This is a genomic window from Vibrio ulleungensis (assembly GCF_016900875.1).
GTDB classification, from domain to species: domain Bacteria; phylum Pseudomonadota; class Gammaproteobacteria; order Enterobacterales; family Vibrionaceae; genus Vibrio; species Vibrio ulleungensis.
The window spans coordinates 40079-55828 of the sequence record NZ_JAFEUM010000008.1 but is presented as its reverse complement, the minus strand read 5'-3'; the positions used below and the strand labels follow the sequence as shown (position 1 = coordinate 55828).

Here is a 15750-nt window from a genome sequence, read left to right as displayed (position 1 = left end):
CTGTTCTTATAGAGACTTAAGCGTACCTTTAGGCAGTACGTTAGACACGAAATCCTTTTTAATCATGATTTCATTGTTTTGGTTAAGCTCGATTGAGATGAAGTCGTTGTCATCAGCAATCTTAGTCACTTTACCCACAAGGCCACCCGAGGTTAGGATCTCATCGCCTTTTGAGATAGACGAGATTAGGTTCTTGTGCTCTTTCACACGCTTTGATTGTGGACGGAAAATCATGAAGTAGAAAATCAGGCCAAACATACCAAGCATGATTAGCATTTCAAAACCGCCACCTGCTGGTGCGCCTTCAGCTGCTGCGTGAGCATTAGAAATGAAGAAACTCATTGGGTTGTTCCTTTTATAATATTTAAGTAGAAAACTAAAAAGTGAGGCCAAGCATACCAGATTTCAAGGTCTAGCCCGCTTCGCCTCAATTTTATTTAATAACGTAATGTGAATTTGATCACTTACTTTCCAAGCGGTGGCACGTCGCGATCGCGTCTTGCGTAAAACTCGCTCACAAATTCATCAAATCTATCTTCATCAATTGCTTTGCGAATACTTTCCATCACACGCTGGTAGTAACGTAAATTGTGGATAGTATTTAGTCGAGCACCTAAAATTTCATTACAACGATCCAAATGATGCAGGTACGCTTTAGAGTAATTTTTACAGGTGTAGCAATCACACTCAGGGTCTAGCGGAGTCGTATCTGTTTTGTGTTTTGCGTTACGAATCTTAATGATTCCGCCTGTGACAAATAGGTGACCATTTCGAGCATTTCGCGTTGGCATCACACAGTCAAACATGTCGATACCACGGCGAACACCTTCCACTAAATCTTCAGGCTTGCCCACGCCCATCAAGTAACGAGGCTTGTCTTCTGGCAATTGCGGACAGGTATGCTCCAAAATACGGTGCATGTCTTCTTTAGGCTCACCGACAGCAAGACCACCAACCGCGTAACCGTCATAGCCAATTTCCGTGAGGCCTTTTACTGATACGTCGCGTAAGTCTTCGTAGACACCACCCTGCACAATACCAAATAGAGAGTTAGGGTTTTCAAGCTTGTCAAAATGATCGCGCGAACGCTGAGCCCAGCGCAACGACATCTCCATCGACTTTTTCGCTTCATCATGGGTCGCAGGGTACGGCGTACATTCATCAAAAATCATCACGATATCAGAGCCAAGATCTTTCTGGATTTCCATCGATTTCTCGGCATCCATAAAGATTTTATCGCCATTGACTGGGTTTCTAAAGTGCACCCCTTCTTCAGTGATCTTACGAATATCGCCTAAGCTAAAGACCTGAAAACCGCCTGAATCCGTTAAGATTGGACCATGCCAGTGCATAAAGTCATGCAAGTCACCGTGCATTTTCATCACTTCTTGACCAGGGCGTAGCCACAAGTGGAAGGTATTACCGAGCAGGATTTCTGCACCTGTACCTTTCACTTCTTCAGGAGTCATGCCTTTTACAGTGCCGTAAGTGCCCACTGGCATAAAAGCGGGGGTTTGAACCGTGCCACGTTCGAAGGTCAATTGACCACGACGCGCATTACCATCGGTTTTGTTTAGATTAAATTTTAACTTCACGAAGCCTCCAATGTCAGAGAAACAGTCTGACGATTAACCAAAGGGAAGACCGAAGGTCTACCCTCGTTCGTGAGCGGTCGCATTCCTTGCGAAAAGTGCTACAACCAAGTTGTAGCGATACTCTCTAGCATGCTGCTAGCACTCGAATAATTGAGCAAAGCTTAGTTGCTGTGCTGTTTTTCCACAAACATCGCATCGCCATAACTGAAGAAGCGATATTGTTGTTCGACAGCATGTCGGTAAGCGTTCAGTACGTGGTCGTAACCCGCAAATGCACTCACCAACATGATTAATGTAGATTCTGGTAGGTGGAAGTTCGTCAATAACGCATCCACCACTTGAAATTGATAACCTGGAAAAATAAAGATTTCGGTGTCATCGAAGTATGGTACCAACTCAGTACCGTTTTTTAATGCACTCTGTGCGGCACTTTCTAGTGAACGCACTGAAGTGGTTCCTACAGCGATCACTCGACCACCTCGCGCTTTCGTTTGCGCGATGGCTTGCACAACATCTTCTGGGACTTCAACGTACTCAGCGTGCATATGGTGGTCATTAATATTGTCCACTTTTACCGGCTGAAATGTCCCGGCACCGACATGCAATGTAACGTAAGCAAACTCGGCGCCTTTAGCGTTGATTTTTTCTAAAATTTCATCGTCAAAATGCAAGCCAGCTGTAGGCGCAGCGACTGCACCAGGCACCTTGTTATACACCGTTTGATAACGTTCTTTATCGGCGTCTTCATCAGGACGGTCTATATAAGGGGGCAATGGCATGTGCCCTACCTCATTCAATATTTGCAGGACCGCTTTATCACAGGTAAACCGGATTTCGAACAGCGCACCATGTCGCTGAACCATTTCCGCTTCATACTGTTCTTCATCACCGAGATACAACAATGTGCCGGGTTTTGGTGATTTTGAGGAACGAACATGCGCTAGCAGCGAATGCTCATCCAACATGCGCTCAACCAAAACCTCGATTTTCCCACCACTGGCTTTTTTACCAAACAGTCTGGCTGGGATCACACGTGTGTTGTTGAACACCAATAAATCACCTTCATTGACAAGGGATAAAATGTCGGTGAAGTGCTTATCATCCAATTGCCCACTGTTGCCTTGCAGGTGCAGTAAACGACTGGCTGTACGGTCAGCGGTCGGATAGCGAGCGATCAGCTCGTCAGGGAGATCGAAATGAAAATCAGATACTTGCATGGTGTTAAAATCTGGTTGGTTAATTAAGCGATGGGCAGTATACCCATTTTCAATTTGATGTTCATCAAAGAGTGGTTCGATTACGACAAATTTACTCTTATCACTGTGATCCGTTTCCAACCTTGTTGGCGCTAAAAACACTATAGTGGAAATATCTCCCAATACTAAAACGTTTGGTTTTAGTGTCGATGGAAGTGATTTAGGAGGTTGAGATGATCAAAATTGAAGAGCTCATGACTCGTAATCCTCATTCATTGCTGCGTTCAAATTCTTTAGCCGACGCAAAGCAGCTCATGCATGAGAAAGATATTCGTCACGTACCTGTTGTGACTGCAGAAGGAGAATTATTAGGTCTAGTGACTCAGCGAGACATCCTCGCAGCTCAAGAGTCCAGTCTTCACGAAGACGAATCCTTGAATAAGTACACACTCAGCACGCCTCTAGGTGAAGCAATGTGTAAAAGCGTAATGACCGTCGCCCCTCAAGCTGGATTAAGAGAAAGCGCAACGTACATGCAAAAACACAAAGTGGGTTGTTTACCTGTGGTATCTCATAAAAAACTGGTCGGAATCATCACAGACTCAGACTTTGTTACCATCGCGATTAATCTTTTAGAGCTCCAAGAAGAAGTAGAACCCATTATCGATGAAGTGACTGACAATGAGTTCTAAGGGTCTATGTTCGCGTCATCGGGTTTAAGTCCCGAACCAACACTATGCTAGGTAGACTGACTACTTAGCATCATATTGATAGGTATAATCGACATCGATCATGCCTTTGTAGGCTGGCACGCCACCATTAGAAAGATCAATTACGGTAATAATCTTAGTATTGGTGAGCGAAAAGGAGTCAACGTCGATTCCACCGTGGTAATGCGGAAGTTTTTTACTCAACTCAGCCCCACTCATCGCGCTCAGTGACGCCACATATTCAGCCGCTAGAGCCCTAGCTTTGGCTTGAGATGCCACTGTATGAGTGGTTAAGTCTGCACTCGAACTGGTCGATTGCAGACTGGCGAACGAAGAAGTACTAGCAACCAAACTGGCTGCCAAAATCATAGCTATTTTCATATCATTTCATCCTCTGAAATTCATATAAACGGCCATTGATTTAATGGCCACATTCACAATGGTGATAACACTGCAACGATCCCTCAGTATTGATACCGTGCTAACCCATCGAGTTAACTTTAGTACTAATTACTCAATAAAGCATTAATCCACATCTGAATGACCACGTGAAATAATTGCTGCTACCACCACTGAGTGTCGAGTTTAGTAGCCCACTTGACTCTGCTTCTTACACAACTACTTCTTAGCGCGATAGGTGTAGGTGTACTTAACATCAATCACACCTTGCACAGCCGGGACCTCTCCATGACTTAAATCAGTTTTGTATTGGACACTAGTGCTGGTAATTTCAAAAGTTCGCTTATCTGCTCGTCGGTGACGCGTTGGAAGTTTCTGGCTAAGGGCAAGGCTATCTTTTTCATACATCTCAGCGACAAATTTATTGGCTAATTCCTCTGCTTTAGCTTCAGAAGACACCGAATCAGTCACAAACTGAGCACGTTGATGAGTCGTTGCATCTTTAAAACTGCTGGCATAACTGAGCGTTGAGCTCAATGCTAAACCTGCTACGATTAAACTTAGTACTTTCATAATCTACCCACCTAATTTAACAGGTAATGACCATAAACCAGCGAAGATTTATGGCACTAAACGAAGCAGAGCTCTTTAACGCTCATGGTTCGAATCTATATTCTTTGTACGCACTCAAATGCGACACGGATCACAACGAATAGAGTAATAAGTCATTTTAGCTTATGAATTTAGCGTGAAATTTGTTCGTACCTATAAACAAAAAAAGCCCCGCAAATGCGGGGCCTTTCTAATGGAGTTCGAATTAGCTTTTATCAGCTCGGTAGTTGTAACTGTAATCTACATCGACAACTGCGCGATAGCTCACTGACCCATCAGCTGCTTCTTCTGTTACAAAGCTTAGCTCAGTATCTGTCACTTCCATGCTGCGCTTATCCATACGTAAGTGCGGAGTAGGCAGTTGCTGGCTTAGTTCAAAGTTGTCTTTACTGTCTAGCTCAGTGACAAAGTTGGTTGCCAATTCTTCTGCTTCTGCGTGAGTAGAAACTGCATCGGTAACATACTGCGCCGTTTGATGAGTGGTAACATCTTTGTATTGAGTAGCTGCAAACGCTGAAGTGCTTAGTAGAAGTGCTGCTGCTAGTGTGATTACTTTTTTCATAACGATCCCTTACTGAAATAGTGTGTCTCTAAAATGGTGAGACAATTTAATTTGTTAGTGCTGTCTTGCTGCGTTGAACACAAATTAACAATTTGATCTGCGTCACGCTAGCGGGTTTACATTTGCTTACTTTTAGCCTGTTTTTATTTACGTTTCTTTACGTGCTACAGGTTTACATCGACACTTATCACCTCAATGACGCCTCGCGGCTTAACAATGCCCCTCGCGGTGTAGAGCTCACCGCTTCCAAAAAACGACGGGGTGTTATTAGGATTTCCATGGCGCAACACTTAGGCAGAACAATAGAAGTTAAAAGGTTTACTAAACACGTTATGGTTATTTCTTTAATCATTATGAATCGCCGTCCATTTGACTCCATCTGTGCGTGATCCAGAAAATCAATGTCAATACTATAGCCAGCTAATTGCCAGCTCTTGGGCTGATCACTTTTAAGCACCTATATTTGGCGCAAGCAAGCCCAATATTTTTCTACGAGCACAAAAAAGCCCCGCATTTCGCGAGGCTTTGAAGCTAAGAGTGGGCTTTTGGTCTTAAAGCACTACTCAGATAAGGAAGAAAACTCAATTTCTAGTGACGCAAACCCATCGGTGTCTCCACGTAGCTCTGGAGTAGGACGTTGTTGACTAAACGACAAGTCTTTTTTTTCATCCAGTTGAGTAGTGGCGTTAGTGATTTGAGTGCTAGAGATTTCCTGTGAAGATACAGTGTTGAGGAAAGTATCATCACTTTGATTGGAAACCTCATTAGTGAATGAGGTTGCTGCCATGGTTGAACTGCTTACCAATAGCGCGGCTAATACGATTGCTTTGTTCATAATTACCCCTTACCTATTTAAAGCCCCAATCGGGGCTTATAGAGCGTCGGTTATTCACTGATAGTGATTAGCTTTTTGCTGAGCGGTAGCTGTAGTTGTAATCTACGTCAACCACGGCGCGGTAGCTCACTGAACCATCTTCAGCTTCTTCAGCAACAACACTCAGCTCAGTGTCTGATACTTCCATGCTACGCTTGTCCATACGCAAATGTGGAGTTGGCAACTGTTGGCTAAGCTCTAGACTGTTTTTCGCTTCAAGTTCAGTGACAAAGTTTGTCGCCAAAGATTCAGCTTCAGCTTGCGTTGACACGGCATCAGTTACATATTGAGCGGTCTGATTGGTAGTGACATCTTTATATTGTGTTGCTGCGAATGCTGACGTACTAAGAAGAAGTGCTGCTGCTAGAGTGATAACTTTTTTCATAACGATCCCTTACTTTAAAAAAGTGTCTCTCAATAAGGAGACAAAATGTGTTTGCTAATGCTTGTTTGCTGCGTTGAATACAAAGTACCAATTTGATCTGTGTCACACCAGTGAGTTTACACTCGCTTACTTAACCGCTCATTTCGCTTACGTTTCTTTACGTTTCTAGCGTTTAAATTGACACTTTGCACCTCAATGGAGCCTTGTTTCATCAATGCTTTAGAGCCAAAGACCACAATGTCCTCGTTCTCATGACTGCTTGCACCTATTAATACGTAGCGCACAACCTAATTGGATCACTTATTAATTAAGAAATTTTTAGCTATTAAGAAACATCGTGAAATAATCGACTTCATTTCCGCCGAGAGCATCAACAGCTGTGACAGCTCAACGCCCAAACGGTATTAGGTAAGCCGTAATCGTGCGACCTACTCGCCAACTTTAATCTTTATAGGTAAATGACCAGGCTCAAAATGAAAAAAGCCCCGTAAGTGCGGGGCTTTTAGTGCTAGCGAAATATTAACCTTTGCTAGAGCGATATTTATATGAGTAATCTACATCGACTACAGCGCGATAGTTTACCGTGCCATCTTCGGCTTCTTCAGTCACAACACTCAGTTCGGTGTCTGTCACTTCCATGCTTCGTTTGTCCATGCGAAGGTGCGGTGTTGGCAACTGCTGGCTAAGCTCAAAATTGCTTTTTTCTTCAAGCTCACTAACAAAAGTTGTGGCGAGTGCTTCAGCTTCAGCTTGAGTTGACACTGCGTCAGTTAAGTAACGCGCCGTCTGGTTAGTCGACACATCTTTGAATTGGGTGGCTGCCAGAGCTGATGTGCTAAGAAGTAGTGCTGCTGCTAATGTGATTACTTTTTTCATAACGATCCCTTACTTAATTTGAGTGACTCAAAAGGTGAGTCATAAACTGTGTTAATCGCGACATCTCTCTGCGTTGAAATAAAGGTAACAATTTGATCTGCATCACGCGAGCGAGTTTACACAGGCTTACTTATAAGGCTTTTTCGTTTACACATCTTTACGGAAACTGCTAACAAATTGACACTTCTTGTGCTGCGCCCTTTCAATATCGCCTATATTTTTGCTTTTTTTACGGGAACTTAGAAATGAAAACGCCTCGCGTATGAGCGAGGCGTTGTATTGTAAAAGTTCAATTAACTCTTATCAGAACGGTAGTTGTAGGTGTAATCCACATCGACAACTGCTCTATAGGTGGTGCTACCATCTGTTGCTTCTTCAGTAATGAAGCTCAATTCAGTATCTGTCACCTCCATACTGCGCTTATCCATACGAAGGTGTGGTGTTGGCAGTTGTTGGCTCAGCTCGATGTTACTTTTGCTGTCCAACTCATCGACAAACGTACTTGCTAATGCTTGCGCTTCTTCCTGGCTACTCACGCCTTCTGTGATAAAGCGAGCAGATTGATTAGTCGACACATCTTTATATTGGCCAGATGCAAACGCAGTAGTACTAACGAGAAGAGCGGCTGATAGAGCGATTAATTTGTTCATAACGATTCCTTACTTTTTAAAAATAAGTCTCTAAGCTGCGAGACCAAAATGTTGTTTGCTAGATTCACAGAGTTCTACGGCAAGGCTTATAACAACAGATCACTCTTGACCAAAAAAAAGACAAAAAAACCGGCCTAGTTTCCTAGGCCGGTTCATTTTATTCGTTACAGAGGCTATTGCTGAGGACGCATAGCTGGGAACAAAATTACGTCACGAATAGTATGGGTGTTAGTAAATAGCATCGCTAATCGGTCGATACCAATACCTTGTCCTGCTGTTGGCGGAAGACCGTGCTCGAGTGCCGTAATGTAATCGGCGTCGTAGTACATCGCTTCATCATCACCAGCGTCTTTCGCTTCAACCTGCGCTTTAAAGCGAGCGTCTTGGTCTTCTGCATCGTTAAGCTCAGAGAACCCATTAGCAACTTCACGGCCGCCGATGAAGAATTCAAAACGATCGGTAAAGAAAGGATTGTCATCACTACGACGAGCCAATGGTGAAATATCTGCCGGATAGCCAGTAATAAAGGTTGGCTGGATAAGCTTAGGCTCAGCGGTTTCGCCAAAGATCTCTTCAAGTAGTTGGCCACAAGTCCAGAACGTTTCTACATCTACGTGCACAGATTTTGCAATCGACACCATCAAATCACGGTCTTGTAGATCGGCTTCCGTCAGTGCTTGAATTTGCGCGTGGTCTGGATTGTACTGCTTGATCGCTTCAAACATGCTCAAACGTGCATAGGTTCCACCGAACTCAACGGTTTCATCACCGTAAGGCATTGAGGTTGAACCCAGAACGTCCATAGCAACCGTGCTAAGCATTTCTTCGGTCAAATCCATCAAGTCTTTGTAGTCTGAGTACGCTTGGTAGAACTCCATCATGGTAAATTCTGGATTGTGACGAGGTGACAAACCTTCGTTACGGAAGTTACGGTTGATTTCAAATACGCGATCAAAACCACCCACAACCAAACGCTTCAAATACAGCTCTGGAGCTACGCGCAAATACATATCGATATCGAGCGCATTATGATGGGTAATAAAAGGACGCGCCGTTGCACCGCCAGGGATCGCGTGCATCATCGGAGTTTCCACTTCCAAGTAGCCTTTTGAACTCATAAAGCTACGAATAGAAGAAACCAGCTTAGAACGAATGATAAACGCAGAGCGAGAGTCTTCGTTTACAATCAAGTCAACGTAACGTTGGCGGTAGCGCATCTCTTGGTCAGTAAGGCCGTGGAATTTCTCTGGCAGCGGACGAAGTGCTTTCGTTAGCAACTCGTACTCTTCCATGTTCACGTAAAGATCGCCTTTACCTGATTTATGAAGAGCACCTTTAACGCCAACGATGTCACCAATGTCTAGACCTTGGTATTTCGCTTTTAGCTCTTTTTGAACGTCTTTTGCTGCGTAAGCTTGAATGCGACCCGATGTTTCTTGGATCACCAAGAAAGGACCACGTTTTGCCATGATGCGACCTGCAATCGCAACCACGTGGTTTAGCTCTTCAAGTTCTTGTTTGCTTTTTTCACCAAACTTCTGCTGTAGATCTCCCGCTAGGCTGTCACGACGAAAATCGTTTGGGTGGCCGTTTGAGCTACAGTTTTTGCGGATTTCGTCGAGCTTAGCGCGACGCTCTGCAATCAGTTTATTTTCTTCTTGAGCACTTTGTTGTGCCGCTTGATCATTTTGAACAGCATCAGTCATTGTCGATCTATCCTGTTGTGTTAAGTCGGTAAAAAAAGCTTACAGCCCTGATTTTAGGCTGGCTTCAATAAATTTGTCTAAATCGCCGTCAAGCACCGCTTGGGTATTGCGGTTTTCAACGCCAGTGCGTAAATCTTTAATGCGTGAATCATCCAGCACGTATGAACGGATCTGGCTGCCCCAACCGATGTCGGATTTCGCGTCCTCGTTGGCTTGCTTCTCTGCATTTTGTTTTTGCAATTCCAGCTCAAACAGTTTTGCGCGAAGCTGTTTCATCGCTTGGTCTTTGTTTTTGTGCTGAGAGCGATCGTTTTGACACTGCACCACTGTATTAGTAGGCAAGTGAGTAATACGCACAGCTGACTCGGTGGTGTTTACATGCTGACCACCCGCACCAGATGCTCGGTATACATCAATTCGTAAATCGGACGGGTTAATGTCGATATCGATGTTGTCATCAATCTCAGGGTAGATAAACGCAGAAGCGAACGACGTATGACGGCGACCGCCAGAATCAAACGGAGACTTACGAACCAAACGATGCACGCCGGTTTCGGTGCGAAGCCAGCCATACGCGTACTCGCCACTGATGCGAACCGTGGCCGATTTAAGACCCGCAACTTCACCTTCAGAGACTTCAATCACTTCCGCTTTAAAGCCCTTTGACTCAGCCCAACGCAAATACATGCGTAGCATCATATTGGTCCAATCTTGAGCTTCGGTGCCACCAGAACCCGACTGCAAGTCGATGTAAGCGTCGCTTCCGTCGTGATCGCCTGCAAACATACGACGAAACTCAAGCTTCTCTAGCTTGGCTTCCAAATCGCACAATTCGGCTTCAACTTCGTCAAAGGTCTCTTGATCTTCTTCTTCAACCGCAAGCTCCAGTAGCCCTTCAACATCCTCAACACCTTGGTCGAGTTGGTCGATGGTTTCTACTACGGCTTCCAATGATGAACGTTCTTTACCCAGTGCCTGCGCACGATCAGGCTCGTTCCAGACATCAGGCTGCTCTAATTCTGCATTAACCTCTTCTAGACGCTCTTTTTTGGCGTCGTAGTCAAAGGTACCCCCTCAGGATATTTGTGCGTTCAGACACATCCTGGATACGGTTTTTAATCGGATTGATTTCAAACATATAATTGATTTATTTACGCGTAGAAAAACTCTCGGATTTTACTTGAAAATGTGACCGAGATACAGGTATTTTTTGAACGATTATAAAGCGGCCACTCCCAAGGAAGTGGCCGGTAAATTCGCTTTATTGTGATGAATGGTTAAGGCGCTTCTAATACTTCTACCATCAGTTGCAACGACTGATTGCCACGAAACTCATTGATGTCAAGACGATATGCCATGCGCACACTTTTCGCTGACGCGTCCGGCCAGCGTCTAAGATCCACATTAAACGCAATGGCATCTAACATGACATTGCTGTTGTGACCTTTAAAAATAGGCTCCACGATGAGTTTTAAATGCTTCTCTCCCACCAATTTTTGGTTGAGTACTTTAAATTCGCCATCGAAAATCGGCTCGGGAAAGGCTTGTCCCCATGGCCCGCCAGAGCGAATGTCGTGGGCGGTATGCATAGAAAACTCTTCTGGCGTCAGTTCGCCGTCGGACAATACCACGCCTCGCAGCGCATCTTCGTCGATCTCTTGTCGTACCGCTTGGTCAAACAAGGTGCAAAAACGGTCATAGTCCACTTCGTTTATCGACAGCCCTGCTGCCATTGCGTGACCGCCAAATTTCAAAATCAAACCAGGGTTTTGCACATCGATACGATCCAAGAGATCACGCATATGTACCCCAACAATCGAACGGCACGACCCTTTGATGATCCCGTCGCCACCACTTGCAAAAGCTATGACGGGGCGATGGAACTGATCTTTAATGCGTGAGGCTAAAATGCCAATGACACCTTGATGCCAATCGGCTTGAAACAGCGCTAAGCCAAACGGCATTTCTTGCTTGTCGTCAAATTGCAATCGCTCACAAAATGCCATCGCTTCTTGCTTCATGCCCTCTTCAATCTCTCGACGAGTATGGTTGAGACCGTCCAGTTCGCTGGCCATGCGACGCGCCGCATGAATGTTATTACACATGAGCAGCTCAACCCCAAACGACATATCATCAAGACGTCCAGCGGCGTTGATCCGTGGCCCCAATGCGAAGCCGAAATCAGAGGCAACTAATCGACTAGGATTACGTTTTGCGACTTCTATAAGCGCTTGTATGCCGGGGCGAACCTTACCTGCCCGAATGCGCTGCAGACCTTGATGAACCAAAATACGATTGTTCTGATCTAAAGGAACTACGTCGGCCACCGTACCCAACGCCACCAAATCGAGCAGTTCTGACAGATTGGGTTCAGCAATGCCTTGCGCTTGGAACCACCCGCTCGTGCGCATTTGTGCTCGTAACGCTAGCATCAAATAGAATGCGACGCCCACTCCGGCTAACGCCTTCGACGGAAAATCGCATTCGTGGAGATTGGGGTTAACGATCGCATCTGCAATGGGAAGTTCAGCGCCTGGCAAATGGTGATCGGTCACCACTACCACCAGCCCTTTCTCTTTGGCGTACTTCACCCCCGATAGTGACGACACTCCGTTGTCGACCGTCATGATAAGTTCAGCGTTTAGCTCCAACGCTTGATCCACTACTTCCGGTGACAGGCCATAACCATCTTCAAAACGATTCGGCACTAAGTAGTCGACGTTGGACATACCAAGCATGCGAAGTGCCAACACCGAAAGTGCTGAACTGGTGGCACCGTCAGCATCAAAGTCACCCACAATAATGATTCGTTGTTGCCGCTTTACTGCATCAAACAGCAATGAAGCTGCACGTTCAATGCCGAACAACTGTTTAGGGGCAAACAACCCTTTGGCGCTACGCTCAAGCATTGACATAGAATCGATGCCACGAGCTGCGTATATACGACGCAATAACGGGGACATAGAGTCAGGGAGTTGACCTATATCGGTTAAAGGACGACGTTTTATTTCAATCATGATCAAAAAAACGGATGCTATGCATCCGTCTCCAATTTGAGTGGTGGTTAGTTTTGTAGTCGATTTAGCATGACGTCTGGGTCGAGGTAGCCACCAATATTGATGCCGCTTTCAGTATAAATGGCAGGGGTACCATTCACACCAATAGTGCGACCCAATTGATACTGCTCACTGACCATAGCGCGACAATCTTTGTCTTTTACTTCGGTTTCAGAAATGAACTCGCTACGTAACTTAGAGTGATTCATCGCTTGTTTTGGATCGGTCGCACACCAAATATTGGCCATTGCTGCGCCTACATCACTGGTATCTCCAGCGCGAGGGAACGCAAGGTAACGAACAGTGATCCCAAGATCGTTGTACTCTTTCATGTTACGATGAAGCTTGGTGCAATACCCACAAGTGATATCGGTAAACACCGTCACCACATGTTTCTCGTCTTCGGCTTTATACTCAATCATATTGTCCGTTTGTGCGCCAAGAAGCTTAACAATCTTTGGTCCGCGCTTGGCAGCGATAACATCGTCATAATTGCCATTTTCGTCGAGAGAAAACAGAGTGCCCGGGACAAAGTAACTGCCGTCTGTGGTTGCGAAGAAGGTGCCCTGATTGGTGGTTAACTCAAGCAGTCCTGGCAGTTCTTGCGAAGGCTCAATGTCACTAATAACCACACCAATTTTAAGAAAGCGAGTTAAAAGCTGCTCGTGATCCATCTCAGCCGAGCTTTCCACTGACTCGACCACGGCGACAGGCGCTTCGGCCACTTGAGTAGACTCTTGAGCTTCACCTTGTTTGCCACAGGCAGCGAGAAAAAATGTAACCAATGCCAGAGAAGTAACTTTAATTTTGTTCATAGTATTTCCAAGTTGACGCCCTAGGATGCGCGCGGATGATGGGCTTGATGAATAGACTTGAGCCTTTCGGTTGCCACATGAGTATAAATTTGTGTCGTAGATAAGTCACTATGTCCCAATAGCAACTGAACCACACGTAAATCGGCCCCGTGATTGAGTAAATGAGTCGCAAATGCGTGCCTTAGCACGTGCGGTGACAAACTGTCACTGTCGATGCCGGCAACCACTGCATAGTGTTTTATACGGTGCCAAAAGGTCTGTCGGGTCATTTGCTTAGCGCGTTTAGATGGAAAAATTACATCAGAACTCGTCTCACCTAATAAACCAGACCGGCCTTGCTGTAAAAATCGTTCAATCCAATATATAGCGTTATCACCCATGGGTACAAGGCGCTCTTTATTACCTTTGCCTATCACTCTCACCACGCCTTGACGAAGACTGAGGTTCTCGGCGGTGAGGCTCACCAATTCGGTCACTCGTAACCCTGTTGCGTAGAGCAGTTCAAGCATTGCTTTATCGCGCAGCTCAACAACATCATTCACGTTTGGCGCAGCCAATAGCGCCTCTACCTGGCTCTCCGACAAATCTTTAGGGAGTCGCTTGGGCATCTTGGGGCTAACCAACAGCGCGCTAGGGTCATCCGCTCGCAGGTTTTGCTGATATAAGTACTGAAAGAGTTTTCGCAGAGAAGAGAGCATCCGAGCGCGTGAACGGTTTTGATAGTTTTGCTCGGTCAAAAACGCTTGGTACCCCACTAAGTCTTCCTTAGTGACGTGCAATAACGAGAGTTCTTGGTCGCTCAGCCACCGTAAAAGCCGTTTAAAGTCTTGGCGATAAGAAGAGAGCGTATTATCTGACAGTCCTCTTTCCATCCACAAGGCATCTAAAAACTGGTCGATTAAGGGTTGATCTTGATTAGGCAATGGAGGCTCACTTTCCGCGGTTTGGGTTAGGGTAAAACAGCCCCTATGGAAATGCCACAATTTTGCTGATCCTGCTGCGTTTTGTGAGTACACTGACCGACAGTTTTGTCCCCCTTCTCTATATTCCTAGCCGAGGTTGTATGAAAATCGGATTGTTTTATGGCTCGACCACCTGCTACACCGAAATTGTGGCAGAAAAGATTCGCGAGCTTATTGGCCCTGAAACCGTAGACATATTTAATGTCAAAGAGTCCCCCCTTTCTCTTATCAGCGACTATGATTTCATCATACTTGGGATCTCTACATGGGATTTTGGTGAAATCCAAGAAGACTGGGAAGCAATATGGCAGGACATCGCTGGCGCACCGCTAAAAAACAAGTTCGTCGCATTGTACGGCTTAGGCGATCAAGAAGGTTATGGGGAATGGTTTCTGGATGCCATGGGACTTTTACACGACCAGATCAAACCGCTCGGCGCTAACATCATTGGCTATTGGCCGAACCAAGGTTACCAATTTGATGCGTCAAAAGCGCTCACCGACGATCAGAGTCACTTTGTCGGTTTGGCACTGGATGAAGATTCTCAATACGATCTTACCGACGACAGGCTAAACGACTGGGTAACCCAAATACTCACCGAGTACAGTGAGAAGCTGTAAGCTATGTCACGCGCCCCATTTAGGTTTAAGCAGTTTGCGATATCCGCGCACGATGCTGGCATGGCTGTGAGCACCGACGGTGTGTTATTAGGGGCGTGGAATTCTCTAAGTGGTGTTGAGTCTGTACTAGACATAGGTACCGGAACTGGGCTTCTTGCTCTAATGACGGCGCAGCGAATTCCACACGCATCTATAGTAGCTATAGATGTTGAGCCTAGCGCCATACAAGCAGCAACCCACAACATTGAGATAAGCCCTTGGGCACAAAGAATCGAGCTTTATCAGCAAGACGTAACGGCGCTGACCTTACCTGCATTGTCTTTGCCTAATGCAGGCGTTGACTGCATCATTTGCAACCCGCCGTATTTCGATGCTGGTGAATCATCCAAAAATGCAGCCAGAGCCAGTGCAAGGCACACTGTGTCACTATCGCACACTCGTTTAGCACAGGCTTGCCAGCGCTTGCTCAATGAGCGCGGTCACGCCAGCTTTATTTTACCTCATAGCGAAGGGCTTAGGTTTATCGACAACCTAAAGGATACTGGCCTGAGCCTCTCGCGCATCACCCATGTAAAAACGACGCCGACAAAACCTATTTCACGCCTTCTCATCGAGTGTACTAAACAGGCAGCACAAACCATCGAGAGCCAATTAATCATCCAAGAAAATGGCCACTATACCGACGCATTTATTGACTTAACTCGTGCCTTTTATCTCAAGATGCCGAATTAG

The 15750-nt window shown here is 45.6% G+C and carries 18 protein-coding genes; 3 read left to right on the top strand and 15 right to left on the bottom strand.

Annotated features, from left to right (window positions below; genetic code table 11):
- Positions 1-6 precede the first annotated feature (6 nt).
- From yajC to queA, 3 genes are all read right to left on the bottom strand, one after another.
- Positions 7-342: a preprotein translocase subunit YajC gene (gene yajC, locus JQC93_RS17065; RefSeq protein ID WP_205159586.1), complete on the bottom strand. Its 336-nt coding sequence runs from the start codon at positions 340-342 to the stop codon at positions 7-9.
- Positions 343-464: 122 nt separating this feature from the next.
- Positions 465-1595, bottom strand: coding sequence for a tRNA guanosine(34) transglycosylase Tgt (tgt, locus tag JQC93_RS17060; RefSeq protein WP_205159585.1), 1131 nt, complete (start codon positions 1593-1595; stop codon positions 465-467).
- A 161-nt stretch (positions 1596-1756) separates the two neighbouring features.
- Entirely contained in the window at positions 1757-2812 is a 1056-nt protein-coding gene (gene queA, locus JQC93_RS17055) for a tRNA preQ1(34) S-adenosylmethionine ribosyltransferase-isomerase QueA (RefSeq protein ID WP_205159661.1), read from the bottom strand.
- Positions 2813-3024: 212 nt separating this feature from the next.
- On the opposite strand from queA, the gene JQC93_RS17050 reads away from it, so the two are divergent.
- Positions 3025-3483, top strand: coding sequence for a CBS domain-containing protein (locus JQC93_RS17050; protein WP_205159584.1), 459 nt, complete (start codon positions 3025-3027; stop codon positions 3481-3483).
- 60 nt (positions 3484-3543) lie between these two features.
- Here JQC93_RS17050 and JQC93_RS17045 read toward each other — a convergent pair whose 3' ends face one another.
- The 12 genes from JQC93_RS17045 to xerD all read right to left on the bottom strand — a co-directional run bounded on the left by JQC93_RS17045 (position 3544) and on the right by xerD (position 14308).
- Positions 3544-3882 carry a DUF3316 domain-containing protein gene (locus JQC93_RS17045; RefSeq protein WP_205159583.1) on the bottom strand — a complete coding sequence of 113 codons (339 nt, stop codon included), beginning with the start codon at positions 3880-3882 and terminating at the stop codon, positions 3544-3546.
- 237 nt (positions 3883-4119) lie between these two features.
- A complete protein-coding gene (locus JQC93_RS17040; RefSeq protein WP_205159582.1) occupies positions 4120-4473 on the bottom strand; it encodes a hypothetical protein in 354 nt (117 codons plus the stop codon).
- A 244-nt stretch (positions 4474-4717) separates the two neighbouring features.
- Positions 4718-5074, bottom strand: a complete 357-nt coding sequence (locus JQC93_RS17035; protein WP_205159581.1) for a DUF3316 domain-containing protein — start codon at positions 5072-5074, stop codon at positions 4718-4720.
- A gap of 559 nt (positions 5075-5633) precedes the next feature.
- Positions 5634-5909: a hypothetical protein gene (locus tag JQC93_RS17030; RefSeq protein WP_205159580.1), complete on the bottom strand. Its 276-nt coding sequence runs from the start codon at positions 5907-5909 to the stop codon at positions 5634-5636.
- A gap of 67 nt (positions 5910-5976) precedes the next feature.
- Positions 5977-6333, bottom strand: coding sequence for a DUF3316 domain-containing protein (locus tag JQC93_RS17025; RefSeq protein ID WP_205159579.1), 357 nt, complete (start codon positions 6331-6333; stop codon positions 5977-5979).
- 519 nt (positions 6334-6852) lie between these two features.
- The gene (locus JQC93_RS17020; RefSeq protein ID WP_205159578.1) at positions 6853-7209 is read right to left on the bottom strand and encodes a DUF3316 domain-containing protein; all 357 of its coding nucleotides are present in this window, start codon (positions 7207-7209) and stop codon (positions 6853-6855) included.
- Between the two features lie 293 nt (positions 7210-7502).
- Positions 7503-7859, bottom strand: coding sequence for a DUF3316 domain-containing protein (locus tag JQC93_RS17015; protein ID WP_205159577.1), 357 nt, complete (start codon positions 7857-7859; stop codon positions 7503-7505).
- Between the two features lie 173 nt (positions 7860-8032).
- On the bottom strand, positions 8033-9565 hold the full coding sequence (gene lysS, locus JQC93_RS17010; protein ID WP_205159576.1) for a lysine--tRNA ligase: 1533 nt from the start codon (positions 9563-9565) through the stop codon (positions 8033-8035).
- 39 nt (positions 9566-9604) lie between these two features.
- Positions 9605-10703, bottom strand: a protein-coding gene (prfB, locus tag JQC93_RS17005) for a peptide chain release factor 2 (RefSeq protein WP_205159575.1) whose coding sequence is annotated in 2 segments (ribosomal slippage) — positions 9605-10627 and positions 10629-10703 — 1098 coding nt in all. Because the reading frame shifts where the segments join, the coding sequence is not laid out codon by codon here.
- A 139-nt stretch (positions 10704-10842) separates the two neighbouring features.
- Entirely contained in the window at positions 10843-12582 is a 1740-nt protein-coding gene (gene recJ / locus JQC93_RS17000) for a single-stranded-DNA-specific exonuclease RecJ (RefSeq protein WP_205159574.1), read from the bottom strand.
- 47 nt (positions 12583-12629) lie between these two features.
- Positions 12630-13436, bottom strand: coding sequence for a thioredoxin fold domain-containing protein (locus JQC93_RS16995; RefSeq protein WP_205159573.1), 807 nt, complete (start codon positions 13434-13436; stop codon positions 12630-12632).
- 20 nt (positions 13437-13456) lie between these two features.
- Positions 13457-14308 carry a site-specific tyrosine recombinase XerD gene (xerD, locus tag JQC93_RS16990; RefSeq protein ID WP_205159660.1) on the bottom strand — a complete coding sequence of 284 codons (852 nt, stop codon included), beginning with the start codon at positions 14306-14308 and terminating at the stop codon, positions 13457-13459.
- Between the two features lie 191 nt (positions 14309-14499).
- On the opposite strand from xerD, the gene fldB reads away from it, so the two are divergent.
- Together fldB and JQC93_RS16980 are read left to right on the top strand one after the other, a co-directional pair.
- Positions 14500-15018 (top strand): flavodoxin FldB, encoded by a 519-nt coding sequence (fldB, locus tag JQC93_RS16985; RefSeq protein ID WP_084886581.1) that lies wholly within the window; start codon positions 14500-14502, stop codon positions 15016-15018.
- 3 nt (positions 15019-15021) lie between these two features.
- Complete coding sequence (locus JQC93_RS16980) at positions 15022-15750, top strand: tRNA1(Val) (adenine(37)-N6)-methyltransferase (RefSeq protein ID WP_205159572.1); 729 nt, start codon at positions 15022-15024, stop codon at positions 15748-15750.

What these genes read in the sequence shown, in the direction of transcription:
- JQC93_RS17035 (WP_205159581.1), bottom strand. Translation starts at nt 5,074, where the DNA reads ATGAAAAAAGTAATCACACTAGCAGCAGCACTTCTACTAAGCACTTCA.
- JQC93_RS17020 (WP_205159578.1), bottom strand. Translation starts at nt 7,209, where the DNA reads ATGAAAAAAGTAATCACATTAGCAGCAGCACTACTTCTTAGCACATCA.
- xerD (WP_205159660.1), bottom strand. Translation starts at nt 14,308, where the DNA reads ATGGAAAGAGGACTGTCAGATAATACGCTCTCTTCTTATCGCCAAGAC.
- JQC93_RS16980 (WP_205159572.1), top strand. Translation starts at nt 15,022, where the DNA reads ATGTCACGCGCCCCATTTAGGTTTAAGCAGTTTGCGATATCCGCGCAC.
- JQC93_RS17045 (WP_205159583.1), bottom strand. Translation starts at nt 3,882, where the DNA reads ATGAAAATAGCTATGATTTTGGCAGCCAGTTTGGTTGCTAGTACTTCT.
- queA (WP_205159661.1), bottom strand. Translation starts at nt 2,812, where the DNA reads ATGCAAGTATCTGATTTTCATTTCGATCTCCCTGACGAGCTGATCGCT.
- JQC93_RS17040 (WP_205159582.1), bottom strand. Translation starts at nt 4,473, where the DNA reads ATGAAAGTACTAAGTTTAATCGTAGCAGGTTTAGCATTGAGCTCAACG.
- JQC93_RS17050 (WP_205159584.1), top strand. Translation starts at nt 3,025, where the DNA reads ATGATCAAAATTGAAGAGCTCATGACTCGTAATCCTCATTCATTGCTG.
- recJ (WP_205159574.1), bottom strand. Translation starts at nt 12,582, where the DNA reads ATGATTGAAATAAAACGTCGTCCTTTAACCGATATAGGTCAACTCCCT.
- JQC93_RS17030 (WP_205159580.1), bottom strand. Translation starts at nt 5,909, where the DNA reads ATGAACAAAGCAATCGTATTAGCCGCGCTATTGGTAAGCAGTTCAACC.
- yajC (WP_205159586.1), bottom strand. Translation starts at nt 342, where the DNA reads ATGAGTTTCTTCATTTCTAATGCTCACGCAGCAGCTGAAGGCGCACCA.
- fldB (WP_084886581.1), top strand. Translation starts at nt 14,500, where the DNA reads ATGAAAATCGGATTGTTTTATGGCTCGACCACCTGCTACACCGAAATT.
- JQC93_RS17025 (WP_205159579.1), bottom strand. Translation starts at nt 6,333, where the DNA reads ATGAAAAAAGTTATCACTCTAGCAGCAGCACTTCTTCTTAGTACGTCA.
- JQC93_RS17015 (WP_205159577.1), bottom strand. Translation starts at nt 7,859, where the DNA reads ATGAACAAATTAATCGCTCTATCAGCCGCTCTTCTCGTTAGTACTACT.
- JQC93_RS16995 (WP_205159573.1), bottom strand. Translation starts at nt 13,436, where the DNA reads ATGAACAAAATTAAAGTTACTTCTCTGGCATTGGTTACATTTTTTCTC.
- lysS (WP_205159576.1), bottom strand. Translation starts at nt 9,565, where the DNA reads ATGACTGATGCTGTTCAAAATGATCAAGCGGCACAACAAAGTGCTCAA.